Annotated in this window: 24 protein-coding genes and 1 pseudogene; 21 read left to right on the forward strand and 4 right to left on the reverse strand. The window is 37.2% G+C overall.

Annotation, left to right across the window (positions count from 1 at the left end):
* Positions 1 to 126 precede the first annotated feature (126 nt).
* The 3 genes from DKZ56_RS02390 to DKZ56_RS02400 all read left to right on the forward strand — a co-directional run bounded on the left by DKZ56_RS02390 (position 127) and on the right by DKZ56_RS02400 (position 2,563).
* The gene (locus tag DKZ56_RS02390; protein WP_208651129.1) at positions 127 to 888 is read left to right on the forward strand and encodes a ParA family protein; all 762 of its coding nucleotides are present in this window, start codon (positions 127 to 129) and stop codon (positions 886 to 888) included.
* Positions 881 to 1,744 (forward strand): ParB/RepB/Spo0J family partition protein, encoded by an 864-nt coding sequence (locus DKZ56_RS02395; protein WP_208651131.1) that lies wholly within the window; start codon positions 881 to 883, stop codon positions 1,742 to 1,744. Before DKZ56_RS02390 ends, DKZ56_RS02395 begins: the two co-directional genes overlap by 8 nt.
* Positions 1,745 to 1,852: 108 nt before the next feature.
* Positions 1,853 to 2,563: a DUF554 domain-containing protein gene (locus DKZ56_RS02400; RefSeq protein ID WP_208651133.1), complete on the forward strand. Its 711-nt coding sequence runs from the start codon at positions 1,853 to 1,855 to the stop codon at positions 2,561 to 2,563.
* Here DKZ56_RS02400 and yyaC read toward each other — a convergent pair.
* Complete coding sequence (yyaC, locus tag DKZ56_RS02405; protein WP_208651135.1) at positions 2,480 to 3,109, reverse strand: spore protease YyaC; 630 nt, start codon at positions 3,107 to 3,109, stop codon at positions 2,480 to 2,482. The genes DKZ56_RS02400 and yyaC overlap by 84 nt on opposite strands.
* Positions 3,110 to 3,205: 96 nt before the next feature.
* Between yyaC and DKZ56_RS02410 the strand changes: the two genes are divergently transcribed.
* The 3 genes and pseudogenes from DKZ56_RS02410 to DKZ56_RS02420 all read left to right on the forward strand — a co-directional run bounded on the left by DKZ56_RS02410 (position 3,206) and on the right by DKZ56_RS02420 (position 5,542).
* On the forward strand, positions 3,206 to 4,171 hold the full coding sequence (locus DKZ56_RS02410) for a mechanosensitive ion channel family protein (protein ID WP_208651137.1): 966 nt from the start codon (positions 3,206 to 3,208) through the stop codon (positions 4,169 to 4,171).
* Positions 4,152 to 4,349, forward strand: a complete 198-nt coding sequence (locus DKZ56_RS02415) for a DUF951 domain-containing protein (RefSeq protein ID WP_208652137.1) — start codon at positions 4,152 to 4,154, stop codon at positions 4,347 to 4,349. The genes DKZ56_RS02410 and DKZ56_RS02415 overlap by 20 nt, the downstream gene beginning before the upstream one ends.
* A 183-nt stretch (positions 4,350 to 4,532) precedes the next feature.
* A pseudogene (locus DKZ56_RS02420) lies at positions 4,533 to 5,542 on the forward strand (RNA-guided endonuclease InsQ/TnpB family protein).
* Between the two features lie 453 nt (positions 5,543 to 5,995).
* Here DKZ56_RS02420 and DKZ56_RS15890 read toward each other — a convergent pair.
* Together DKZ56_RS15890 and DKZ56_RS02430 are read right to left on the reverse strand one after the other, a co-directional pair.
* Complete coding sequence (locus tag DKZ56_RS15890; RefSeq protein ID WP_425471044.1) at positions 5,996 to 6,322, reverse strand: NYN domain-containing protein; 327 nt, start codon at positions 6,320 to 6,322, stop codon at positions 5,996 to 5,998.
* Positions 6,323 to 6,340: 18 nt separating this feature from the next.
* Positions 6,341 to 6,670, reverse strand: coding sequence for a hypothetical protein (locus DKZ56_RS02430; RefSeq protein WP_208651140.1), 330 nt, complete (start codon positions 6,668 to 6,670; stop codon positions 6,341 to 6,343).
* Positions 6,671 to 7,033: 363 nt separating this feature from the next.
* Here DKZ56_RS02430 and ychF point away from each other — a divergent pair, with 363 nt between their 5' ends.
* On the forward strand, positions 7,034 to 8,134 hold the full coding sequence (gene ychF / locus DKZ56_RS02435; protein ID WP_208651142.1) for a redox-regulated ATPase YchF: 1,101 nt from the start codon (positions 7,034 to 7,036) through the stop codon (positions 8,132 to 8,134).
* A 65-nt stretch (positions 8,135 to 8,199) separates the two neighbouring features.
* Here ychF and DKZ56_RS02440 read toward each other — a convergent pair whose 3' ends face one another.
* Positions 8,200 to 8,736, reverse strand: coding sequence for a DUF3267 domain-containing protein (locus DKZ56_RS02440; RefSeq protein WP_208651144.1), 537 nt, complete (start codon positions 8,734 to 8,736; stop codon positions 8,200 to 8,202).
* A 189-nt stretch (positions 8,737 to 8,925) separates the two neighbouring features.
* On the opposite strand from DKZ56_RS02440, the gene rpsF reads away from it, so the two are divergent.
* The 14 genes from rpsF (at position 8,926) to DKZ56_RS02510 (ending at position 24,457) form a co-directional block, all read left to right on the forward strand.
* Positions 8,926 to 9,213 (forward strand): 30S ribosomal protein S6, encoded by a 288-nt coding sequence (gene rpsF, locus DKZ56_RS02445; protein WP_208651145.1) that lies wholly within the window; start codon positions 8,926 to 8,928, stop codon positions 9,211 to 9,213.
* A 37-nt stretch (positions 9,214 to 9,250) separates the two neighbouring features.
* Positions 9,251 to 9,775, forward strand: a complete 525-nt coding sequence (gene ssb / locus DKZ56_RS02450) for a single-stranded DNA-binding protein (protein ID WP_208651147.1) — start codon at positions 9,251 to 9,253, stop codon at positions 9,773 to 9,775.
* 46 nt (positions 9,776 to 9,821) lie between these two features.
* Entirely contained in the window at positions 9,822 to 10,058 is a 237-nt protein-coding gene (gene rpsR / locus DKZ56_RS02455) for a 30S ribosomal protein S18 (protein WP_016838914.1), read from the forward strand.
* Between the two features lie 410 nt (positions 10,059 to 10,468).
* Positions 10,469 to 11,410, forward strand: coding sequence for a YybS family protein (locus DKZ56_RS02460; RefSeq protein WP_208651149.1), 942 nt, complete (start codon positions 10,469 to 10,471; stop codon positions 11,408 to 11,410).
* Between the two features lie 12 nt (positions 11,411 to 11,422).
* On the forward strand, positions 11,423 to 13,396 hold the full coding sequence (locus DKZ56_RS02465; RefSeq protein ID WP_208651150.1) for a DHH family phosphoesterase: 1,974 nt from the start codon (positions 11,423 to 11,425) through the stop codon (positions 13,394 to 13,396).
* The gene (rplI, locus tag DKZ56_RS02470) at positions 13,393 to 13,839 is read left to right on the forward strand and encodes a 50S ribosomal protein L9 (RefSeq protein WP_208651152.1); all 447 of its coding nucleotides are present in this window, start codon (positions 13,393 to 13,395) and stop codon (positions 13,837 to 13,839) included. The genes DKZ56_RS02465 and rplI overlap by 4 nt, the downstream gene beginning before the upstream one ends.
* A gap of 13 nt (positions 13,840 to 13,852) precedes the next feature.
* Complete coding sequence (gene dnaB, locus DKZ56_RS02475) at positions 13,853 to 15,208, forward strand: replicative DNA helicase (protein WP_208651154.1); 1,356 nt, start codon at positions 13,853 to 13,855, stop codon at positions 15,206 to 15,208.
* Positions 15,209 to 15,373: 165 nt separating this feature from the next.
* Positions 15,374 to 16,660, forward strand: coding sequence for an adenylosuccinate synthase (locus tag DKZ56_RS02480; RefSeq protein WP_208651155.1), 1,287 nt, complete (start codon positions 15,374 to 15,376; stop codon positions 16,658 to 16,660).
* Between the two features lie 551 nt (positions 16,661 to 17,211).
* Positions 17,212 to 18,681 (forward strand): peptidoglycan DD-metalloendopeptidase family protein, encoded by a 1,470-nt coding sequence (locus DKZ56_RS02485; RefSeq protein ID WP_208651157.1) that lies wholly within the window; start codon positions 17,212 to 17,214, stop codon positions 18,679 to 18,681.
* A gap of 262 nt (positions 18,682 to 18,943) precedes the next feature.
* A complete protein-coding gene (gene yycF, locus DKZ56_RS02490; RefSeq protein ID WP_208651159.1) occupies positions 18,944 to 19,657 on the forward strand; it encodes a response regulator YycF in 714 nt (237 codons plus the stop codon).
* A gap of 5 nt (positions 19,658 to 19,662) precedes the next feature.
* Entirely contained in the window at positions 19,663 to 21,498 is a 1,836-nt protein-coding gene (gene walK, locus DKZ56_RS02495; protein WP_208651161.1) for a cell wall metabolism sensor histidine kinase WalK, read from the forward strand.
* The gene (locus DKZ56_RS02500) at positions 21,495 to 22,823 is read left to right on the forward strand and encodes a YycH family regulatory protein (RefSeq protein WP_245989621.1); all 1,329 of its coding nucleotides are present in this window, start codon (positions 21,495 to 21,497) and stop codon (positions 22,821 to 22,823) included. The genes walK and DKZ56_RS02500 overlap by 4 nt, the downstream gene beginning before the upstream one ends.
* On the forward strand, positions 22,810 to 23,658 hold the full coding sequence (locus DKZ56_RS02505; protein WP_208651165.1) for a two-component system regulatory protein YycI: 849 nt from the start codon (positions 22,810 to 22,812) through the stop codon (positions 23,656 to 23,658). The genes DKZ56_RS02500 and DKZ56_RS02505 overlap by 14 nt, the downstream gene beginning before the upstream one ends.
* Positions 23,659 to 23,668: 10 nt before the next feature.
* Positions 23,669 to 24,457, forward strand: coding sequence for an MBL fold metallo-hydrolase (locus DKZ56_RS02510; RefSeq protein WP_208651166.1), 789 nt, complete (start codon positions 23,669 to 23,671; stop codon positions 24,455 to 24,457).
* Positions 24,458 to 24,572 lie beyond the last annotated feature (115 nt).

A 24,572-nucleotide genomic window follows, 5' to 3' on the forward strand; every position in this document is an offset into this window, starting at 1 on the left:
TATATTTTTTGAAAAAATTATAAGTATTAGAGAATACAACTTGAATATAAATTTGATAGAATGAAAGAGATAAATAAAAGACAATCAATTCAACATTTTGATAAAGATGAAAGCAGGTGCACAAAATTGGGAAGAATTATAGCAATCGCCAATCAAAAAGGCGGTGTTGGCAAAACAACAACATCTGTGAATTTGAGCGCTTGCCTTGCTTATTTAGGAAAAAAAGTATTGCTAATTGACATCGATCCTCAAGGAAATGCAACCAGCGGAGTCGGCATTAATAAAGGTGAAACATCAAGCTGTATTTATGATGTACTGATTGATGATGAAGATGTAAAAAACGTGATAAAACAAACGAAAGTGGAAAATTTATACGTCATACCAGCTACCATTTCCTTAGCCGGTGCAGAAATCGAATTAGTTTCCACAATTTCCAGGGAAGTGCGTTTAAAACACGCATTGGAAGAGATTAAAGATGATTATGAATACATCATTATAGATTGTCCACCATCATTAGGCTTGTTAACAATCAATGCTTTAACAGCTTCCGATTCAGTCATAATTCCCGTTCAATGTGAATATTACGCCTTAGAGGGTCTTAGTCAATTATTATCTACGGTAAGATTAGTCCAAAAACATTTGAATCCGACATTAACAATTGACGGCGTATTGTTGACAATGTTAGATGCCCGTACAAATTTGGGGCTCCAAGTCATTGAAGAGGTAAAAAAATATTTCCAAGATAAAGTGTATAAAACTATTATTCCTCGGAATGTGCGTTTAAGCGAAGCCCCCAGTCATGGAGAACCAATTATCATCTATGATCCGAAATCACGTGGCGCTGAAGTGTATTTAGAGTTGGCAAGGGAAGTGATTAAAAATGGCTAAAGGCTTAGGAAAAGGGATTGGAGCTCTATTTCCTTCTGAAGCGTTGGAATCTATTCAAAAAGAAGAACACGTTGAGAAAATTCCATTGCAAAAACTAGTAGCAAATCCGTTTCAACCACGCAAGAAATTTGATGATGAAGCGATTGAGGAATTGGCTCAATCGATTAGGGAGCATGGCATTATTCAACCAATTGTCGTACGGAAAAAAGGAAAGAAATATGAAATTGTTGTAGGTGAGCGCAGATATAGAGCAGCTAAACTAGCAAATTTACAAGAAATTCCCGCAATCATTAAAGAGATGACAGAAGAGCAGATGATGGAACTAGCAATCTTAGAAAATTTACAAAGAGAAGACTTAACGCCGATTGAAGAGGCAGAAGCCTACCAAAATCTAATTGAAAAATTAAATTTTACCCAAGATGATTTAGCTAAACGATTAGGGAAAAGCCGTCCTCATATCACTAACATGATCCGGTTACTGCAATTGCCGGAAGAAGTGCGGCAAATGGTAAATGAGGGACAGCTTTCCATGGGGCATGGAAGAGCTTTGCTCGGTTTAAAAAATAAAAGAAAAATAATTGAAGTTGCAAAAAGAACGGTAAGTCAATCCTTGAATGTCCGCCAGTTGGAGGCATTAATTAAACAATTAAACGAAAATGTTTCACGTGAAACAAAAAAAACGCAGAAAAAAGATATTTTTGTACAAGCAACAGAATCACAATTAAGAGAATTATTTGGAACAAATGTTCAAATAAAGAAAACAAAAAATAAAGGAAAAATTGAGATTGAATTTTATTCAGAAGATGACTTGGAACGCATTTTGGAAATTTTAAAGTTAGATCATGAAGAATTGTAGAAATACGGAATCAAACATCATTTTAGGAATGTTTCCTAACCTAAAATGATGTTTTTTGCTGAAATAGAAGTTTACTCCACATTTATTTAGAAGAAAGAGGACATTTACATGATATTATTTGGAACAGCGGTCAATGCATTATTAATTATGATTGGTTCTATCATTGGGCGGTTTTTAGGAAATATGCCGGAAAAAATGAAAAATACCACTTTATCGATTATCGGTTTAGCTGTTGCGCTGCTTGGCATCCAAATGGGATTAGAATCAAATAATTTCATCATTTTAATTATTAGCTTAGTTGTTGGCGCCGTAATCGGTGAATGGATTGACTTGGATTCATTATTCAATCGGTTTGGAAAATGGGTGGAATCAAAAATCACCAAAAATAAAGAGTCCAATAGCAACATAGCAGAGGGATTTATTACAGCATCCCTCATTTTTGTCATCGGTTCAATGGGCATTATCGGCGCCTTGGACAGCGGTTTAAGAAATGACCATGATGTGCTGATTACAAAAGGAATTATTGACGGTTTTACTTCCATTATTTTGACATCTACATTAGGAATGGGCGTGCTATTATCAGCTTTTCCAGTATTTTTCTATCAAGGATTCATTGCAGTTTTTTCGGGCCTTATAAGCAAATATATACCTGAAGAAGCGTTAAATCTTTTTATTCAAGAAATGACAGCAACGGGCGGCGTTATGATATTAGCCATTGGACTAAATATTGCCGGATTAACCAAAATTCGAGTAGCGAATTTGCTCCCGGGCATTGTGGTCGTTGCGGTCATGATTGCCATACTCTTTCCTTTTCAATAAATGGCGTTGATAAGCAAGGGAAAGAGCGCGGGCAATTTTATGGCTCATTGAATAAGTGATGTGTAAACGGGTATTTTGTAATACAAGCATTTCCAAAAATCCTCCCACGTTGACAACTCCCTTAATGGAAATGTCGCCGATGGGAGGTAATTCTTTATTAACTGCTTTTCCAGGAAATAGTGGTCCCTGTTCGACAATAATTTGACCAATGCTTTTTTGTCTTCCAAGGCAGGCATCTATCGCAACGACAAAGGGCGTAGTAGTCATTTGTTGTAATTCCTCAACGGTAAGTGCTAAATTGATAGCATGAAGAGGATTTTCTAAAGTGCCGATGATTCGAAATGGAAACTGGGAGTTGGATAGAATGCTTCCGGTTAATGGACCTAAAGCATCGCCGGTTGAGCGGTCGGTGCCGATACAACAAAATACTAGATTTTCATGGTCAAAAGGGATATGTTCTAAAAACAAATCGCTTAAACGCCAGACAGCTCCTGCTTCTTCATAATGAATCGTCATTTTTAATGGTTCTTGAGGAGTATTCTGCATACGATTCCCACTTTCTTATATGATTTTGTTATGATGTCTATAATATTTTTTAGAAGTATAACCATTAATTTACTTTTCTATTCTTGAGGTGGAAAAATGGCGGTAGATAATGTAGATAGCATAGAAATTGTAGAAACGGTTCAAAAGGAAACGAAGGATATTGTCAATATTACCCAAATAATTTGGGATTATTTTTCAAGTGAACAGTTTTGGGATTTTGTGATTGTTGCTTCCATAAAAATTACTGCAATTTTAGTTGTTTCTTACCTTGTAGTATTTATAGGAAAACGCATAATTGCGCGATTTTTTAAGCTGCGTATGAAGGCGCCGCTTAATTATTCAGAGAGAAGGCAAAAAACCCTTTTAAAACTGTCCCAAAGCGTGCTGTCTTATATTGTGTACTTTGCGGCCATTATCGGCATTTTATCTTCGCTGAATATTAATGTTGCGGGTTTACTTGCTGGAGCTGGGATTGCAGGTCTAGCCATCGGTTTTGGTGCGCAAAACTTAGTCAAAGACGTGATTACCGGATTTTTCATTATCTTTGAAGACCAATTTGGCGTTGGGGATTATGTGCGAATTAATACGGCAAGCTCTGCAGAGGGGACCGTTACGGAAATCGGGTTAAGAACGACGAAAATAATTGGTATAACGGGGGAAGTTTATATTATTCCGAATGGACAAATTACAGAAGTGGTCAACTATTCTTTAAATAACTCTATAGCCATCATCGATATGCAAGTCGGCATTGAAGCAGATGTTGAAAAAATGGAAAAATTGATAACAGAATATTTAAAAACACTGCCTTCCAAATATGAGGAGTTGGTGGATGTACCGAAATTCGTTGGGGTTCAAAATGTGGCGGGGGCGGAAATGACGATTCGCATTACTGCCGAAACAAAACCTCAACAACATTATGGAATCGCAAGGATTATTCGAAGGGATGTCAAAAAGATCTTAGAGAAAAATGGAATTCCAATGGCATATCCAAAAATGATGATATATGATTCTAGTAGAGCCTTGTCAAGGGGAGATGAGAATGATGGAGACAAAAACATTTAAATTGAATGATATTGTGGAAATGAAAAAACCACATCCATGCGGAACAAATGCTTGGAAAATTATCCGGATGGGTGCAGATATACGAATTAAATGCCAAGGCTGCGGCCACAGTGTATTGCTTCCTCGCCGCGAATTTACAAAAAAAATGAAAAAAGTCATTCAAGAAGCGGAAGAATAATTTTAAAAGAACCTTGTAATAAAGAAGAATCTCCACGGATTTTATCTACAATAGGCGAGAAGACTCCCACTTCAACGAAGCGAAGCGAAGTAAGTGGGAGATGAATCGCCTTAACTATATTTACTGAAAATAATATAGATTCAGTAAAGTATAGTATAATATAGTTAGATGGGAGGTGAAAAAATGTATTTTTGTATCAAACAACAGCTAAATGGTTTGACCAAAGAAGAATACTTGACTCTTAGAGAACTGTGCCGTATTGCCAAGAACATATACAACGTCGGATTGTATAATGTTAGACAATACTATTTTGAACACAAGGAATTTCTTAATTATGAGAAAAACTATCATCTTGCAAAAACGAACGAAAACTATAAGCTGTTGAATAGCAACATGGCACAGCAAATTTTAAAAAAGGTTAATGAAGCTTTTAAATCTTTCTTTGGCTTAGTAAAACTAGCCAAACAAGGCAAATATGACTACAAGGCTATCAGTATCCCAAAATATCTTAAAAAAGATGGTTTTCATTCACTAATCATTGGTCAAATTCGTATAGACGGCAACAAATTCACGATACCGTATTCGAATCTGTATAAAAAGACTCATAAGCCTATCACGATAACGATTCCGCCTATGTTACTTGACAAAAAGATTAAGCAGATTGAAATCATTCCTAAACATCATGCCAGGTTCTTTGAGATTCAGTACAAATATGAAATGCCTGAAGATCAAAGAGAATTAAATGACCAAAAAGCACTGGCGATTGATTTAGGATTAAATAATCTTGCCACTTGTGTCACATCAGACGTGAAACATTACAGCGCAATATGAATCTAGGAAAAAAGACAAATCAAAACTTTGTCAATATTCCTCTCGGTAATATAAAAGAAAAACTAGAGTATCTTTGTGAATTTTACGGCATTGAATTCTTTAAGCAGGAAGAATCATATACGTCCCAAGCCAGCTTTTTTGACGGCGATGAGATTCCTGAATATAATGCCGACAATCCAAAAGAATATAAGTTCAGTGGCAAACGTATTAAGCGAGGTTTGTATCGAACAAAGTCCGGCAAACTAATCAATGCTGATGTAAATGGTGCATTAAACATCTTAAAGAAAAGTAAAGCTGTAGACCTGAGTGTCTTATGCTCTAGCGGCGAAGTGGACACGCCTCAAAGAATAAGGATTGCTTAAAGCAGTCAAACTTCTTTGGAAGCCCCCACTTCAAATTTTCGCTAAAAAATTAAGTGGGGGTAGTTCACTGTGGGGATTCTGCTGTTATTGAAAAGCAGTAATGAATAAACAATAAAAAGAGGCTGGGACAAATCTAAAAAAACATCATTTTCTCCAAGGAGAAAATGATGTTTTTTTGATATGTTATTAAAATTGATTTCCGTTCCGGGGACGCTTTCCGCGGGCCCGGCTCGAGCCTCCTCGGAGCTCATTACTTCGCTCCTCGTGGTCTCGAGAGGGCTCGTCGCAGGAGTCGCCCCGTCACTCCAATCAATTTTTAGTTATATCAATTTTTTATCAAAACTCTTTCAACTGCCCCTTTCATTTTTTGTTTATGTCCCAGCCTCTTTTTCACTTAGTTTTTTGATGAATTTGGGTTTTATGAGATTTCAATAAAATAGATTCTATGTGAAATTATGACTTAATGTGAGTAGAATATAGACAAATTTCTAGTACATCTTGATTGCTATAAGTTCTAATAAAATCACTATGTATTTCTAAAGATTCATTGATATGTTTTGGACCGATTTTAACCAAAATCACTTGTAAGCCTTCACGTCTTGCAAACTTCATTGCAGGAACAAAATCTGAATCTCCTGTGATTAAAATAATTCTGTCAACTAACGACTTACTTGATAACCAAGCTACATCCAAGCCGATTTTTATATCAACACCTTTTTGTTGGAAATCTGGTGTAAAATGATCATCCGTTAAAGTTTCATTGAAATCGTCTTCTAATATTTTCTTTTCTACCCATTTCTATAATTTCCAACCTCTAAACTGTGTTTCCCCAACTCTCACTGCAATTAATTCTTGTTTAGCTAAATCATTCAAAAGATTGGAGAAAAAGATAGCTGTTTCAGAATCTTTAAATTCAATTTCTTCTTTTGAAATAGGTTTTGTGGATTTTTGTTTACTTGGTTCTCCTTGATAAAAAAATATTCGATATATTTCTTCTTCTTCAATAATCAAATTATACAGGAATTTCTTGATGACTGTAGCATCCGGATATTTTGACAATCCTAATGCATCTTTTAAGCGATGCAATAAAAATTGACCGTCAACAATTATGGCAACACTTTTTTTCACATTTTCACCCCTTTGTTTATATAAAAAAAACCCTGCCCATGGTATTGTATTGGAGCAGGGTATCAGTATTATGGTTAAATTAATATTATTCGTATGTCTATAAATATACATAATCTAAATTATTTGTCAACAATTTTTATGAAAATTTTAACAAGTTAGTTCAGAGTTAATTTTTGTATTAATGGAAAGGTTAGTTGCTTTTATTGACTAAGTTAGTAATGAATTTCAATCAAAAAACTCGAACCAGCACGGGTTTATTCAAGGTTTCAAGAACATTCATTGCTTAATTTGCATTTAGAAAATATAATTATTCCTAGTGTAAAAAATAATAGTTATGTTTCATATAAGAAAGGTAGTGAGTCGATGTCACTAACAGCTGGAATTGTCGGTCTGCCAAACGTCGGAAAGTCTACATTATTTAATGCTATTACAAAAGCAGGGGCTCTTGCTGCCAACTATCCGTTTGCAACGATTGATCCAAACGTTGGCGTTGTAGATGTACCAGACCCACGATTAGACAAATTAACAGAGCTTGTAAAACCTCAAAAGAAAGTGCCAACTTCTTTTGAATTTACAGATATTGCGGGAATCGTAAAAGGCGCTTCTAAAGGTGAAGGATTGGGAAATAAATTCCTTTCCCATATTCGCGAAGTGGATGCGATTTGCCAAGTAGTTCGTTGTTTTGAAGATGAAAACATCACCCACGTTGCTGGGAAAGTTGATCCAATCGCCGATATTGAGGTAATTAACTTAGAGTTGATTTTAGCAGACTTAGAATCGGTAGATAAAAGACTTCAAAGAGTAAGCAAAATCGCTAAACAAAAAGATAAAGACGCGGTGGCGGAAGAAGCAGTTTTATTAAAAGTGAAAGAAGCTCTTGAAAGTGAAAAGCCAGCCCGCTCTGTAGAATTAACGGAAGATGAGAAGAAAATCATCAAAGGATTAAATTTATTAACATTAAAACCAATGCTTTATGTGGCCAACGTATCAGAAGAGGATGTGGCCAATGCGGATGAAAATGAATATGTAAAACAAGTCCGCGCTTATGCAGAAGCAGAAGGATCCAAGGTCATCACTGTTTGCGCAAAAATTGAAGAAGAAATTGCCCAACTGGATGATGAAGAAAAGAAAATGTTCCTTGAAGAATTAGGCATTAAGGAATCTGGATTAGACCAACTCATTCGCGCTGCTTATGATTTACTTGGTCTTGCCACATACTTTACGGCTGGTGAAAAAGAAGTCCGCGCTTGGACATTTAAAAAAGGAATGAAAGCTCCGGAATGTGCAGGAATCATCCACTCTGACTTCGAACGCGGCTTCATCCGAGCAGAAACAGTTTCCTTTGAGGATTTAGTTGCGGCTGGTTCCATGCAACAAGCAAAAGAACAAGGTAAAGTCCGTTTAGAAGGAAAAGACTATGTCGTGCAAGACGGCGATATCATGTTATTCCGATTCAATGTATAATGCAATCAATAAAGTGGAATTTACGTCAAGAAGGGAATAATCTCTTCTTCGTAAATTCCACTTTTTTATTGATACACATACAGTTTAGGGAGTAGAGGATCGTCTTTTACAAGGGCATCTTTAGGGAATTTTCGAAGTTCTCTATACATATAAAAATCACCAACCGCGCCCGCTATTAAAAAAGCCCCTAATAAAACCAATAATTGACTATTGCAAATAAACCCGGCTATCGAAGGAATCATCCCTGTTGTCCAAAAGGGCAGCATTAACGCTTTTTTCATCGCATGATTGGGCAAAGGTTTTTTTGTTGTGGCATAAGCGACCCCGAGCTTTGTATTAATCCCATAATCCAACTGCTTCCACTTAGCTTTCCCAAAAATTACAAATCCAATTTGATGAAATAATTCGTGCAAAATAATCAGTACAAAATATCCCGTAAGAAATAGCATGAAATTCCAAAACGTTATATGAAAATGAAACTGTCCATGAATCATACTGTTGGCTGCTAAAAAAAGAATACTTAATAAAATGGTTAACCAAAAATTCACTTTTGCAATTCTCATGAGATTTAGTTCAATAATCCTTGGTTCTTTTTCTTCCATCGCACAACTTCAACCCCTTTTCACCATTATATCGAAATCAAGAAACCTAGAAAATCGCTTCCAACGATTCAATGTTAGTTGCGATTCATAAAAGTATATGTTAGAATTCAAAGATGTGAGTAATAGAATTTACTCCTTGCTCCCTTGAAATAAAGGAGAGCCAAAGTCCATAAGGAGGTGCAAAATGCGATGAGAAAATATGAATTAATGTACATTATCCGCCCTGACATTGAAGAAGAAAGCAAAAAAGCTTTAGTTCAACGTTTTGATGAAATTCTTACTTCTAACGGTGCGGAAATCATCGAATCAAAAGAATGGGGCAAACGTCGTCTTGCTTACGAAATTAAAAAATATCGCGAGGGTATCTACCATATCGTGAAAGTAAATGCTCCAGCAAAAGCAATCGATGAATACAACCGTTTAGCGAACATTAACGAAGACATTATTCGTCATATCGCAGTTCGTGACGAAGAATAATCTGGTGAGAATTTAATGCTGAAGAGGAGGTTGTCAAATGATAAATCGTGTCGTATTGGTCGGTAGGCTGACGAAAGATCCGGAATTGCGATACACGCCAAGTGGAGTACCGGTAACCCGTTTTACGGTTGCTGTAAATCGTACATTTACGAACCAACAGGGTGAAAGAGAAGCAGATTTCATTAGTTGTGTAGCATGGCGAAAACAAGCTGAGAACCTCGCAAACTACATGAGAAAAGGAAGCCTCATCGGAATTGATGGACGCATCCAAACAGGCAGTTACGAGGGTACAGATGGCAAACGTGTTTATACAACGGAAGTCGTAGCGGATTCCGTGCAATTTTTGGAACCAAGAAGTGCACAGAGCCAACAATTTCCGGGTGGACAACCATCCTATGGTGCAAGTCAACCTCCATACGGTAGTCCGCAACCAGATCCATTTGGCGCACCATTCCCAAGTCAACCTCCTCAAAATCAGCCGAATTATACACGTGTTGATGAAGACCCATTTGCTTCAAGCAAAGGTCCAATTGAAGTTTCGGAAGACGATTTACCGTTCTAAGGTATTCGGATAACGGAAAACCTAATATAAAAAGGAGGGAAAATAAATGGCACAACGTCGCGGAGGTCGTAAACGCCGTAAAGTTTGCTACTTTACTTCAAATAACATTACACACATCGACTATAAAGATGTAGATTTACTAAAAAAATTCATCTCTGAACGTGGAAAAATTCTTCCTCGCCGCGTAACTGGCACAAGTGCGAAATACCAACGCAAATTAACTACAGCAATTAAACGCGCTCGTATCATGGCACTTCTTCCATTCGTAGCGGAAGATAAATAATTCATAAATAGAACCAACAAAGGCGAATTCGCTTTTGTTGGTTTTTTTGTCTGGAACTCGTTTACCTCACCCTTTAGTGCGGATGCAACCTTTTTTAGTTCGTTTACCTCACCCTTTAGTGCGGATGCGCCCCCTTTTAGTTCGTTTACTTCCCCATTTGGTGCGAATACTATTTTTTTAGTTCGTTTACCTCCTCCATTCAATCGCTCCAAAAGAACTGCAAACAGCGGAATAAAATCAATAAAAAAATTTTTTCATGCTCATCACATTTTCTAATCTTTTGGTTAGATGATTTTAATAATTTTCTCTAAAATGGGTTTTGCTTTCTCGTAATTTTGTCCTACTATATAAAAAATGGTACAATATACGAATGTAAAGATTTATTGAATTGTAAAAAAGGAAGGTATCTCATGCCGAACAATCAAACGCAAAGGCTTACACATGGCGCAATGATGATTGCGATATTTGCTATTCTTATTGCAATTGCATATTATGTACCAATTATAAGCTTCGTGGCGACAATGTTTGCTCCATTGCCACTGGCTTGGTATAGTGCAAAATATAATCGAGCATCTTCCATCTTATTAGGAGTGCTTGGATGTATCATTACCTTTTTCTTTGGTGGAATTATCATTTTGCCATTTTCCATGATTTTTGCTGTATGCGGCGTTGTCATGGGAGATGTGCTGCGAACAAAGAAAAGCAAAGCCTATTTATTTATGGCGACTGGACTTTCGCTCTTAATTACTTTTGCAATTCAATATGTCATTTCTGTTAGACTATTTAATCTAGATTTTATCAAAGAATCTTTCCAATTAATGCGGGATAGTTATATGGAATCTTTTAAGATCGCCGAAAATCTTACCGGCGAGTCGGCGATAACAGAAGAAGCATTGAATTTAATGTTTCAAAATATGGAAATGGCTATTCCTGCATCAGTAACGATTGCTGTATTCTTCTTCGCCTTTCTCTTAATTTCAATTAATTTGCCTATTTTAAAACGATTTGGCATCACTGTTCCAAAATTTAGTCCTTTTAAAGATTTACGCTTGCCTCGTACGATTTTATGGATCTATTTAATTGTATTAACGATTCAATTGTTTGGTCGCCCTGAAATAGGAACATCACTTTATGTAGTTATATTAAATTTTTCCGTAGTGTTATGGATGTTGTTGACAATTCAAGGTGTATCTTTCCTGCACTTTGTATTGGATGCTTATCGAGCACCTAAATTTATAAAGGGGTTAGCAACGGTTTTTGCTATTCCTCTGTATAATTTTATGATGCTTATAGGAATTTTAGATTTAGGTTTCGATATTCGCTCATACGTGTCAGGGAAGATTCGGAAGTAAGGGGCTGATTACATGGATGCTTACAGGAAGCGGAGAATCATATATCTACTTCTTCATTTAGCTTTTTTTGGGGTAGTGGGGATTGTTGGACTATTTAGTCTGAACGTATGGGTTGGAGCAGTGTTTACATTGTTAGTGGCGATTATTCTTATCCATGATTGGCGAAAAGAAAAAATTTTTCATATTACGGTAGAGAAATATATCGAATCATTAGCCTTCCGAATGAAAAAAGTGGGTCAGGAAGCCCTATTGGAAATGCCTATCGGAGTGGTATTAATCAATGATAAATTTGAAATCGAATGGGCAAATCCTTACATGACTCGGCTAATGGAACTGCCTACATTGACAGGCCAAGATTTGTTCCTTTTATCCGATGAATTGCAAAATATAAGAAAATCCGATGAGAAAAAACATAGCATTGTAACCATACAAGATCGAAAATTTAAAGTCATTTATAAAAAAGAAGAAAAGTTATTATATTTTCTCGATGTAACAGAGCAAGTAGCAATAGAAAAACAATATCATGATAATCGTCCAGTTATCGCCATTCTATTCATTGATAATTATGATGATATTACCCAAGCGATGGATGACCAAACAAAAAGCATGACGAGTTCGACGGTGACATCCATCATTAACGATTGGGCAGAAGAACACGATATTTATATAAAAAGAATTAATACAGACCGCTTTTTAGCTGTTTTAAATGAAGCGACATTGTATGAATTGGAGAAAAAGAAATTTTCCATTTTAGATGATGTCCGTGAAAAGACAGCGAAGAAGAACCTTTCCCTTACGTTAAGTATTGGAATTGGCGCTGGTTCTCCATCATTGATTGAACTTGGGGAATTGGCTCAGTCAAGTTTAGATTTAGTGCTGGGCCGAGGCGGCGACCAAGTAGCCATTAAACAGCCTAACGGAAAAATAAAATTCTATGGCGGTAAAACAAATCCGGTTGAGAAACGCACAAGGGTTCGAGCCCGCGTCATTTCCCATGCTCTTAAAGATTTGATTCAAGATAGTGATTTTGTCTTTATCATGGGTCACAAAAATCCAGATATGGATTCAATTGGAGCAGGAATCGGAGTTAGAAAAATGGCTCAAATGAACAAAGTGGAAGGCTATATTGTTATTGATTTTGATGAATTAAACGGCAGCGTTGAGCGGCTGATGAAAGAAATTAAAAAGGAATCGGAATTAGAAAAGTTTTTTATTTCACCCGATGAAGCTTTAAGCATCATGACTGAAAAATCGTTATTAGTGGTAGTCGATACCCACCGCCCGAGACTTGTTGTTGATGAAACATTATTAAAACGATTTGAAAAAATTGTTGTCATTGACCATCATCGACGGGGTGAAGAATTCATCAACAATTCGACGCTTGTTTATATGGAGCCTTACGCTTCCTCTACTTCCGAACTTGTAACTGAGCTATTGGAATATCAGCCGGATGATGAAAAACTTACAAAATTGGAAGCGACTGCACTGCTTGCCGGAATCATTGTTGATACTAAGAGTTTTACGTTGAGAACTGGGGCGAGAACCTTTGAAGCAGCGTCTTATTTAAGAACATACGGAGCCGACACAGTGCTCGTGCAACGATTATTAAAAGAAGACATCGAAACATTTATTGAACGGTCAAAGATTATTCAAAACGTTCGCTTTGTCTATCCAGGAATTGCCGTTGCCCACGGAGAAGAAGAGAAAGAGTACGATTCTGTATTAATTGCCCAAACAGCGGATATTTTGCTTACAATGAAAGATGTCAATGCTTCGTTTGTCATTGCTCATCGTCAAGATGGATTAATAGGAATCAGCGCCCGGTCATTGGGCGATGTCAATGTGCAAGTGATTATGGAAAAATTAGGCGGCGGTGGCCATTTAACAAATGCCGCCTGCCAATTGGATGTTGAAACCATTGACGAAGCTTTATCATTATTGAAAAAAGCCATTATTGAAACACTGGAAGGGAGCAAGGAAGAATGAAAGTTGTATTTTTAAAAGATGTAAAAGGCCAAGGAAAAAAAGGAGAAGTAAAAAACGTTGCAGATGGGTATGCACAAAACTATTTAATTAAAAAAGGGCTGGCAATTGAAGCGACAAAAGAAGCGTTAAGCCGTTTAGAAGCGCAGAAAAAGCATGAACAAAAACTTGCAGCCCAAGAATTACAGGCAGCAAAAGAATTAAAAGAGAAATTGGAAAGCATCACACTAGAAATCAAAGCAAAAGCTGGGGAAGGCGGACGCCTATTCGGTTCTGTATCAACAAAACAAATTTCAGAAAGCTTGCAAAAACAATTTGGTATTAAAGTGGATAAAAGAAAAATGGAATGCAATGAAGGCATTCGCTCATTAGGTATAACGAACGTACCGGTAAAATTACATCCGGAAGTAAAAGCGACTTTAAAAGTCCATGTGAAGGAAGAATAAGGAGCGAAATTTAATGAGTGATCTAATCGATCGCGTTCCACCACATAACCATGAAGCGGAGCAATCCGTTCTTGGCGCCATATTTTTAGATCCGCAAGCGTTAGTTACCGCATCAGAAATTTTAGTTCCGGAAGATTTCTATCGCATTGCCCATCAAAAAATTTTCCAAACGATGCTTGATTTAAGCGACAAGGGTAGTGCCATTGATGTGGTGACTGTAACGGAGGAGCTTTCAGCAAGAAAAGAGCTTGAGGATGTTGGTGGTCTCTCCTATTTGATGGAGTTGGCGAATGCTGTTCCTACAGCTGCGAACGTCAGCTACTATGCAAAAATTGTAGAAGAAAAGTCTATTTTACGAAGATTAATCCGCACGGCAACCAAAATCGTTGAAGATAGTTTTACGCGGGAAGATGAAGTCGAAGAACTATTATCTGAAGCTGAAAGAAAAATCATGGAAGTTGCCAATCGGAAAAACGCCGGCGATTTCAAACACGTGAAGGATGTTCTTGTTCAAACCTACGACAAAATTGAACAGCTTCAAAACCGAACTGGAGAAGTTACAGGCATTCCGACAGGTTTTACAGATTTAGACCGCATGACGGCAGGATTTCAAAGGAATGATTTGATTATTGTCGCAGCCCGTCCATCAGTGGGGAAAACCGCTTTTGCTTTAAATATTGCTCAAAATGTAGCAGTTAAAGCGCGGGAAAATGTAGCAATTTTCTCCCTCGAGATGGGGGCGGAGCAGCTAGTGATGCGGATGCTTTGTGCAGAAGGAAATATCGATGCGCAAGTATTAAGAACTGGGGCTCTTTCTCCTGAAGATTGGAGCAAATTAACCATAGCCATGGGCACGCTATCCAATGCGGGCATTTACATTGATGACACGCCAGGACTCCGCGTAAATGAAATTCGGGCAAAATGCCGCAGACTCGCTCAAGAAAAAGGACTGGGAATGATCGTTATCGATTATTTGCAATTAATCCAGGGAAGTGGAAGACGCGGCGAAAACCGTCAGCAGGAAGTGTCTGAAATATCCCGCTCACTAAAAGCTTTGGCCCGTGAATTGCATGTGCCGGTCATTGCATTATCCCAGCTATCCCGTGGAGTGGAACAACGACAAGATAAGCGGCCGATGATGAGCGATATTCGTGAATCCGGAAGTATTGAGCAAGATGCGGATATTGTTGCCTTCCTTTATCGCGATGATTATTATGATAAAGAAACAGAAAATAAAAATATGATTGAAATTATTATTGCAAAGCAACGGAATGGTCCAACAGGAACAGTGACACTTGCCTTTAAAAAAGAGTTTAATAAATTTTTAAATATTGATTGGTCTCAGCGGCAAGAGCCCATTCATGCATAATAAAGAAAAAAGCCTCATAATAATATACTCCCGAAAACACGAACAATCAATTTATTGGTATACAATTTGTTCGTGTTTTTTACCGGAATACATTGACGAATAACCTATTTCACTGTAAAATGAATCTGTTTGATAATAGGACGCATAATGCGCGGAGGTGCTGAAATGACTTCAGTTGTTGTTGTTGGAACTCAATGGGGAGATGAAGGAAAAGGGAAAATTACCGACTTCCTTTCAAAAAAGGCGGATGTAATTGCTCGTTATTCAGGCGGTGACAATGCTGGACATACAATTAAAATTGGCGAAGAAACATATAAATTGCATTTAATTCCATCCGGCATTTTTTATAAAGAAAAAACATCTGTAATGGGCAATGGAATGGTCATCAATCCGAAATCATTAGTAAATGAGCTGAAAGGTTTGCAAGAACGCGGTGTTGATACATCGAATTTACGAATTTCCAACCGTGCTCATGTTATTCTCCCTTATCATATTTATCAAGATAAAGTGGAAGAAGAAGCCCGCGGCGACAAAAAAATTGGAACAACTTGCAAAGGAATTGGTCCATGCTATCAAGATAAAATTGCCCGCATGGGAATCCGCATTGCTGATTTATTGGATAAAGAAGTATTTGAACAAAAATTGAGAGAAAATCTCGAAAAGAAAAACCGTTTATTTGAAAAATATTACGAGGTAGAAGGCCTAAAATTTGAAGATATTTTTGAAGAGTATTATGGATATGGCCAACAAATCAAAGATTATGTAACAGATACATCAAAAGTATTAAACGACGTTTTAGACAAAGGCGGACGCGTATTATTTGAAGGTGCTCAAGGAGTTATGTTGGATGTGGACCACGGAACATATCCGTTCGTAACATCTTCCAATCCGGTAGCAGGCGGTGTAACAACAGGTACAGGAATTGGTCCTTCTCATGTTTCAAGAGTTGTAGGCGTTTGCAAAGCTTATACATCCCGTGTAGGCGACGGTCCGTTCCCAACTGAATTGTTTGATGAAATTGGCCATCATATCCGTGAAATCGGCCGTGAATATGGTACAACAACTGGTCGTCCTCGTCGTGTCGGCTGGTTTGATGCAGTAGTTGTGCGCCATTCTCGCCGTGTATCAGGCATTACGGATTTAGCTTTAAACTCCATAGATGTATTAACAGGTTTAGAGACAGTAAAAATTTGCACTGCTTATAAATACAAAGATGAAATCATTACAGAATATCCTGCCAGCCTTCATGTTCTTGAGGAATGTGAGCCAATTTTTGAAGAACTTCCAGGATGGACAGAAGACATTACAGGGGTACGTTCTTTCGATGAACTGCCAAAAAATGCACAAAACTATGTGAACCGCATTGTGGAATTAACAGGAATTCCTTTAATGACATTCTCTGTAGGCCCAGCTAGAGAACAAACAAACATTGTAAACGATGTTTGGGAGTAAACCAAGAGAGATAATCGATTTAACTAGAGGCTGGGACATAAACAAAAAATTATAGGGGCAGCTGAAAGAGTTTTGATAAAAAATTGAACTAACGAAAAATTGATTGGAGTGACGGGGCAAATTTCTGTCGCGCACGCTTAGTCGCAAAGCGGAGCAAGCTCAAGGAAGTAAATTCAAAGCTTTCCTGCGACGATCCCTCTCGAGACCACGAGGAGCGAAGGAATGACTCAGAGGAGAGTCTAGCCGGGCCCGCGGAAAGCGTCCCCGGAACGGAAATCAATTTTAATAACATATCAAAAAAACATCATTTTCTCTTTGGAGAAAATGATGTTTTTTTGATTTGTCCCAACCTTTTTTTATTTTTCCAATGAACAATTTACCATTATTCGTCATGATTTTACTCTATGTAACAAAATTTGCTGAAATAATACATTTTCATTACAAAACATTTAAAACATTCATTCCAATTTTCTATTGTGATACAGTTTATAACTGGGAGTGTGGAATGAAAACCCATACATAACCAGGTGGATATTGGAAGGGGCTTGTTTATGAATACCAAATGGGACAAGAATCGCCACAGTAATCATAATCTAGGTCATCAGAATAAATATGGAGTATTGATTAGTTTAATTGCTGTTTTTCTTTCTACGATTACGTTCAATTTGGCGTTTGCGAATGAAGGCGATTTAAAATCGATTGACAAAATTTATCATATTTATATAGAAGACAGATATATTGGTGCAGTATCTGATGAGAAGAAAGTAGACAAAATGATTGAAGCCAAAGAAAAAGAAGCCAGTGAACAATACAAAGGCTATGAAATTGATGCGGATGCATTAGTGACAATCGTTCCTGAAAAAGTATTTTCGTATAAACCGAACGATGACGAAACACTAAAAGCCTTAAACGAACAATTGGAAGTACAAACGGATGCCTATGCGCTAGAAGTCAATGGAACACCGGTTCTTTACTTAAAAAATAAAGAAGATTATGAACAAACCATCAAAAAATTAATGCTTCAATATGTTCCGGAAGAAAAACTAAACGCCTTTGAACAATTAAAAGATGCTACTGAAAACCAATCAAATCAACCGTTAAAAGAAAATGAAAAAAGAATCAAAGATGTTTTTCTTTCAGAAGATATTTCAGGTAAAGAAACAAAAGTAAATCCAGCAAAAATTCTAACACCAGATGAAGCAGTGCAATTCATTAAAACCGGTTCCATTGAAAAACAAATTTATGTTGTCAAAGAAGGCGATGTTCTTGGGAAAATTGCCAAAGAGCATGGCTTAACAACAAAAGAATTGCTAGCATTAAATCCTGGTCTTACAATTGATTCGCTTTTACAAATTGGACAAGAAATCAATGTAACAGTAGAAAAGCCTTTAATTAATGTACAAGTGGTATATGAAATATTAAATACTGAAACGATGAACTTTGAAAAAGTAATAGAAAAAGACCCTTCTATGTATAAAGGCGAAAAGAAAGTGATTCAAGAAGGAAGCCCCGGTAAAAAAGAAGTATCTTACCTGGTTACAGAAGTGAATGGAGAAGTAACGAAAAAAGAAGTAACCAATGAAAAAGTGTTAGTTGAGCCTGTAAAGCACATTGAAAAAGTCGGAACAAAAGTTATTTCATCAAGAGGCACAGGAAACTTTATTTGGCCGACAAACGGCGGTTATATTTCAAGCACTATGGGATCACGTTGGGGCAGTTACCATCGCGGTATTGATATTGCCCGCCCATCCAATTACAACATTAAAGCAAGCGACAATGGCGTTGTCACTTTTGCCGGATGGGATGGAACGTATGGCAATAAAATTGTCATTAACCATAATAATGGCTACATAACATTATATGCCCATTTATCTGAAATCAAAGTATCTGTTGGACAAGTAGTACCGCAAGGATCTGTTATTGGGAAAATGGGTTCAACTGGAAATTCCACAGGTATTCATTTGCACTTTGAAGTGAGCAAGAGTGGATCACTGATCAATCCGTTAGCAGTATTAGATTAATTTAATGAAGGTAGTGGCAGATTTTCTGTCATTACCTTTTTCTTTTTGGGAAATTTTTGAGGAATAAGAAATATGTCGAAATATTTCCCAGAAAATAATTTTAATAATACACGATAATTTTGGACGGTGATTTTTGTTATAATAGTTCTTGAATGCACGAAAACTCAAAGCATGATAGATTTATTAATAGATTTTTTATAGAAGATAGGTAGGATTCATTGATATAGATTCCGTTACTTTAGTTTTAAGGAGGATTTTTCAAATGGATGGCAAAACAATTTTAGTTGTTGATGATGAAAAACCCATTGCGGATATTTTACAGTTTAATTTAGTGAAGGAAGGGTACAAAGTCATTTGTGCCTATGATGGAGAAGAAGCATTAAAAATGGTGGAAGAACAGCAGCCGGATTTAATGCTGCTTGATATAATGCTTCCTAAAAAAGATGGGATGGAAGTGTGCCGGGAAGTGCGGAAAAAATATGATTTTCCAATCATTATGCTAACAGCGAAAGGCTCCGAAATTGACAAAGTATTGGGCCTTGAAATGGGAGCCGACGATTATGTAACAAAACCATTTAGTACAAGGGAATTGATTGCCCGTGTAAAAGCGAATATACGTCGTTTAAAAGCTTCAAATCAAACAGAAGAAGCAAAAGAAGAGTCCAATAATATTACAGTTGGTTCACTCATCATTCAGCCAGATGCTTATATCGTTCAAAAACGAGGTGAAACAATCGAATTAACCCATCGTGAATTTGAACTTTTGCATTATTTAGCAAAGCACATAGGACAAGTAATGACGAGAGAACATTTATTGCAAACCGTTTGGGGTTATGATTATTTCGGAGATGTTCGAACAGTGGATGTAACGATTCGTCGTCTGCGTGAAAAAATTGAAGATAACCCAAGCCACCCAACTTGGATTGTGACACGCCGGGGCGTAGGCTATTATTTGCGAAATCCTGAACAGGAGTAGGATGAATGCAGAAAGTTAGTTTTTTCCGTTCCATTCATGTAAAACTAGTATTAATTTACGTACTGCTGATTATTATTGCGCTGCAAATTATTGGAATCTACTTTTCCAATCAATTAGAGGATAGTTTAAAAACCAACTTTGAAGATTCCATTCTTCAACGGATTGATTTAATTCAATACAGCATCCGTGAAGAATTGACTAAGGAGAGGGATGAAACAACCCCCACTTTGGAGCAAAGTCTGAATATAGCATTGCGTGAATTTGCAACGGGTGATATTAATGAGATACGGGTTATCGATCGCCGAAATCGTATCATTGCAACTTCCGATACAGAAAACCAATCGATAATTGGGCAGCGTTCCAACGATGATATTGTAAAAAAAGTACTTTCTTCTGAGACGTACCAAGAAGAAATTGCCCTTGATCCAGAGTCAAATACGAGAGTTTGGGTTATTGCCACGCCTATATTAAACACGATTGACGCTGATAGTGAAGTAATAGGTGCTATTTATATCGAGTCAAATATTGAAAAAGTTTATGACCAAATGAGCGATATTAACCGAATTTTTGCGGTTGGTACAGCGATATCCTTAGTGATTACAGTCATTTTAGGAATTTTAATTGCACGGACAATCACTAGACCTATCTTGGATATGCGTAAGCAAGCTCAAGCGATGTCCAGAGGAAACTTTTCTCGAAAAGTACGAGTGTATGGGGACGATGAAATTGGTCAATTAGCGATTGCCTTTAACCATTTAACAAATCGCTTGCAAGAAGCCCAATCTTCAACAGAGGCAGAACGGAGAAAGTTGGCATCTGTATTGGCTAATATGACGGACGGGGTTATTGCGACAGACCGCAAAGGCAAAATTATTTTGATTAATGATCCAGCATTAAGCTTTTTAAAGGTCACAAGAGAAGATACATTAAACCGTCCAATCGCTTCTGTTTTAGGAATCGAGAATCAATATAGTTTTGAAGATTTAATCAACATGAAAGAACCATTAAGTTTAGATTTCAGCACAGAAGAATCTCCGCTTATCTTAAGAGCAAGTTTTTCCGTCATTCAAAAGGAAACTGGTTTTGTGAACGGTTTAATTACCGTATTGCATGACATTACAGAGCAAGAAAAGATTGAAATGGAACGCCGTGAATTTGTAGCGAATGTTTCCCATGAATTGCGGACGCCTTTAACTACGATGAGAAGCTATTTGGAAGCATTGGCGGATGGGGCTTGGAAAGATGAAAACATCGCGCCTCACTTCATCAATGTGGTACAAACGGAAACAGAGCGGATGATTCGCCTTGTAAATGATTTATTAAATTTATCCAAAATGGATTCGAAGGATTATCAATTAAACAAAGAAGTAGTTGAATTTAACAGCTTCTTCCATCGAATTATTGACCGTTTTGAAATGTCGAAATCCCAAAATGTGAAATTCATTCGCTATATTCCAGAAACGCCGTATTTTGTGGAAATTGACACGGATAAGCTAACGCAAGTAATTGACAATATCATTTCCAATGCAATTAAATATTCTCCTGATGGCGGCAACATCCGTTTTGGTTTTACCGTTCAAGGAAATATGTTAAAAGTGATGATTTCTGATGATGGAATGGGAATCCCAAAAGAAAATCTTGGGAAAATCTTTGATCGGTTTTACCGCGTAGATAAAGCCCGTTCCCGTGCGATGGGGGGAACCGGATTAGGTCTTGCGATTGCAAAAGAAATGATTAAAGCCCACAATGGAACAATTTGGGCAGAAAGTGAAGAAGGGGTAGGAACAACCATCTTCTTTACGTTACCGTATGAAATAGATGGGGCTGGTGATTGGGAATGAGGTATATTGAGCAAATCAAATCCATAGTGCTTCTTTTCCTCGTCCTATTAAGCATTGTCTTAACATTTTCAATTTGGACCTATACACCAAGCCTTCAAGTGATTGAAGAATCGCAGCAAGTGGATCAATTGGTGGTCGGGAAGAAAAAGGAGCTTGCAGAAATTATAAAACCTTACCGAATTATCATGAGAGAGCAGAATGAATGGAAAGGAACAATCGGCTCGACAACGATCAACGATTTTGTGGAAATGATGACCGACTGGAAGTTTTCTGACCTCATCCCAGTTCAAAATAATATGTCCGATAAAAAAATCAATGAATTTATTCGGGCAAACCAGCGAATCACCTTATTTTTTTCTGAAAAAGTGCCGGTAAAAGTGTTCCACTCCATCGTGCCATTTTCTCAAGATGAATTGCCGGAAATGAGTTTTAATAAAATCATTTTGGATTGGAGCAAAATGAATGCGAATAAGACATTGATGGTTTATTTTTTAAGCGAGGAAAGCCGCACCTTGTATAGCACAGAAGTTAAGATGAGCGACATATACTTCCAATCCACTGTTTTAAATACATTAAAGGGGCTTGTTGCATATCAGGAAATTGAACGTTCCAACGGTTTATCCCTATATATCCCTAAGGATGAAATCGAATTAGTCCAATACACGTATTATATTGACGAAATTCATGCGGATACCTTTAGGGATATATTATTCTATGACCCGTCAATTGTCCGGAAAAATGTTGAGAACCAAGATTTAGTGAAATATACGGATGGTATGACGCTGATGACGGTGGATGTAAAAAACCGTTATTTAAATTATGTGAACCCTTCTTCTGAAAGCTTGGTAGAATTGCCTTCCTCCCGATTGCTATTAGACAGCTATGAATTTGTCAATGAGCATGGAGGTTTTACTGGCGATTATCGGCTAACTTCCATTAATAATCAGAAACACGTAGTAGAATATCAATTATACAAGCAAGGATTTCCTGTTTTTAGCGTTGATACAACGACAAGAATTACGACGACTTGGGGAGAAAATCAATTATTCCGCTATAAAAGGCCATATTTTATCCTTGATTTAGATATCAATTCGGAAAAAATTCAGCGGAAAATGACTTCAGGGCTTCAAGTCATTGAGTTTATTCAAAAGAATAAACAACTTCAATTGGATGAAGTGGATGATATCATTCTTGGATACTATTTGAAACCAAATGACAATGATTTATTGTTTACGTTAGAGCCAAGTTGGTTTGCTGTAAGTCAAGGGAGCTGGAAACGCATAACGCCGGAAGCGATAGGAGGGGGAAATAATGGACTGGAGTAAATCCAAAACCATTTTCATCATTGTGTTTTTTATATTAGATATGTTCCTGTTCTCTCTCTACTTGAACCGGCATATTGAAGCCCAGCAAGTGAAAGTATCCGGCGGGAAAACCATTGAAGCAAGATTAAAGGATGATCAAATTACTTATAATTTGTTGCCGACAGTTGAAACAGCCCCTTACATTTCGGCAAAAGTCACAAATTTTAAAGAAGAAAATTTTCAACTGAAAAACGTTCAACAAGCCACAATCGAAGACAGTAACAAATTGATTGTCACTCTAAAAGAACCGGTGAAACTTCGAAATATAAAAGAAAAATCGATTTTCAATGAATTTATCAAAAACAATGTATATAAGGGCTCTTTCTATACAGTATGGAAAATCAATGAAGAAGAGAGGACGGCCATTTTCTTTCAAAATTTTGATGATAAAACTATCTATTACAACATCCATGGAATTGTTACAATTTACTGGAATGAAGATTTAGAAGTGACGAAATATGAACAGACCATGCTAAGTGATTTTGAAGAATTTGAAGACGAAGAAACTCTTCTTCCGCCATATCAAGTAATTCAAATTTTATATGCACGAGACTTATTAAAACCGAACTCCCATATTGCAGAAATTAAACTTGGCTATTCCACTCTTGTGCAATTGACGCAAACCCAAGTATTTGTGCCTACTTGGAAAGTGCGGGTTGTGACTGCGGCAGATTCGGAAGAAGAATATTTTGTGAATGCCGTAGATGGAAAAATTATCGATGTGCAGTCCGATTTAACAGTAGACGAAGATGAAACAGACGAACTAGAACAATTGAAAGAAATAGAAGAAGAATAGGGTGTAGCAAATGCGGTTTAGTGTGTTAGCAAGCGGCAGTACGGGAAATGCCATTTATGTAGAAACAGACAACCATGCCTTTTTAGTGGACGCTGGCTTGAGTGGACGGAAAATCGAGCAGCTTTTTTCTAAAATTGGACGAGATATAAAAAATTTATCAGGCATTTTGGTGACCCATGAACATAGTGACCATATTAAAGGACTCGGTGTGTTAGCAAGAAAATACCAACTTCCGATTTATGCCAATGAAAAAACGTGGAAAGTTTTAGAAGAGCATGTAGGAAATATTCCCAATGATCAACGCTTTCTGTTTCAAATGGAATCGGTGCAATCATTCGGTTCTTTGGATATTGAATCCTTTGCGGTGTCTCATGATGCGGTGGACCCGATGTTTTATGTGTTTCATGAGAATGGGCGAAAGCTGGCCATCATCACAGATACGGGGTATGTAAGTGACCGGATGAAGGGAATTATCCGCGGTGCTGACGCCTTTGTGTTTGAAAGCAATCATGATGTAGGCATGCTGCAAATGGGGAAATATCCATGGTCCATCAAACGCCGCATATTAAGCGATGTAGGGCATGTTTCCAATGAAGATGCAGGTGTGGCCATCAGCGAAGTGGTGGAAGAAAAGCCAACCCATGTGTATTTATCCCATCTAAGCAAAGAAAACAACATGAAAGAACTTGCCCGTATGACGGTGAAACAAGTATTGGCATCATACGGGATTAAAGAAGGGGAATTTTTGCATTTGCATGATACGGATGCAGAAGAGCCGACATTGCTTGTAACAGTATAAAATATGCATTTGTTGAGAGGCTGGGACATAAACAAAAAATTAAAGGGGTAGTTGAAAGGGTTTTGATAAATATTTGATATAACTAAAAATTGATTGAAGTGACGGGGCGACTCCT

This window comes from Ureibacillus thermophilus (assembly GCF_004331915.1).
GTDB classification, from domain to species: Bacteria; Bacillota; Bacilli; order Bacillales_A; family Planococcaceae; genus Ureibacillus; species Ureibacillus thermophilus.

Excerpts from the sequence above, each read along its gene's own strand:
- yycF (WP_208651159.1), top strand. The coding sequence starts at position 18,944 with ATGGATGGCAAAACAATTTTAGTTGTTGATGATGAAAAACCCATTGCG.
- DKZ56_RS02500 (WP_245989621.1), top strand. The coding sequence starts at position 21,495 with ATGAGGTATATTGAGCAAATCAAATCCATAGTGCTTCTTTTCCTCGTC.
- DKZ56_RS02480 (WP_208651155.1), top strand. The coding sequence starts at position 15,374 with ATGACTTCAGTTGTTGTTGTTGGAACTCAATGGGGAGATGAAGGAAAA.
- ssb (WP_208651147.1), top strand. The coding sequence starts at position 9,251 with ATGATAAATCGTGTCGTATTGGTCGGTAGGCTGACGAAAGATCCGGAA.
- rplI (WP_208651152.1), top strand. The coding sequence starts at position 13,393 with ATGAAAGTTGTATTTTTAAAAGATGTAAAAGGCCAAGGAAAAAAAGGA.
- dnaB (WP_208651154.1), top strand. The coding sequence starts at position 13,853 with ATGAGTGATCTAATCGATCGCGTTCCACCACATAACCATGAAGCGGAG.
- DKZ56_RS02485 (WP_208651157.1), top strand. The coding sequence starts at position 17,212 with ATGAATACCAAATGGGACAAGAATCGCCACAGTAATCATAATCTAGGT.
- DKZ56_RS02460 (WP_208651149.1), top strand. The coding sequence starts at position 10,469 with ATGCCGAACAATCAAACGCAAAGGCTTACACATGGCGCAATGATGATT.
- DKZ56_RS02400 (WP_208651133.1), top strand. The coding sequence starts at position 1,853 with ATGATATTATTTGGAACAGCGGTCAATGCATTATTAATTATGATTGGT.
- DKZ56_RS02465 (WP_208651150.1), top strand. The coding sequence starts at position 11,423 with ATGGATGCTTACAGGAAGCGGAGAATCATATATCTACTTCTTCATTTA.
- DKZ56_RS02440 (WP_208651144.1), bottom strand. The coding sequence starts at position 8,736 with ATGGAAGAAAAAGAACCAAGGATTATTGAACTAAATCTCATGAGAATT.
- rpsF (WP_208651145.1), top strand. The coding sequence starts at position 8,926 with ATGAGAAAATATGAATTAATGTACATTATCCGCCCTGACATTGAAGAA.
- walK (WP_208651161.1), top strand. The coding sequence starts at position 19,663 with ATGCAGAAAGTTAGTTTTTTCCGTTCCATTCATGTAAAACTAGTATTA.
- yyaC (WP_208651135.1), bottom strand. The coding sequence starts at position 3,109 with ATGCAGAATACTCCTCAAGAACCATTAAAAATGACGATTCATTATGAA.
- DKZ56_RS02410 (WP_208651137.1), top strand. The coding sequence starts at position 3,206 with ATGGCGGTAGATAATGTAGATAGCATAGAAATTGTAGAAACGGTTCAA.
- DKZ56_RS02505 (WP_208651165.1), top strand. The coding sequence starts at position 22,810 with ATGGACTGGAGTAAATCCAAAACCATTTTCATCATTGTGTTTTTTATA.
- DKZ56_RS02415 (WP_208652137.1), top strand. The coding sequence starts at position 4,152 with ATGGAGACAAAAACATTTAAATTGAATGATATTGTGGAAATGAAAAAA.
- rpsR (WP_016838914.1), top strand. The coding sequence starts at position 9,822 with ATGGCACAACGTCGCGGAGGTCGTAAACGCCGTAAAGTTTGCTACTTT.
- DKZ56_RS02395 (WP_208651131.1), top strand. The coding sequence starts at position 881 with ATGGCTAAAGGCTTAGGAAAAGGGATTGGAGCTCTATTTCCTTCTGAA.
- DKZ56_RS02510 (WP_208651166.1), top strand. The coding sequence starts at position 23,669 with ATGCGGTTTAGTGTGTTAGCAAGCGGCAGTACGGGAAATGCCATTTAT.
- ychF (WP_208651142.1), top strand. The coding sequence starts at position 7,034 with ATGTCACTAACAGCTGGAATTGTCGGTCTGCCAAACGTCGGAAAGTCT.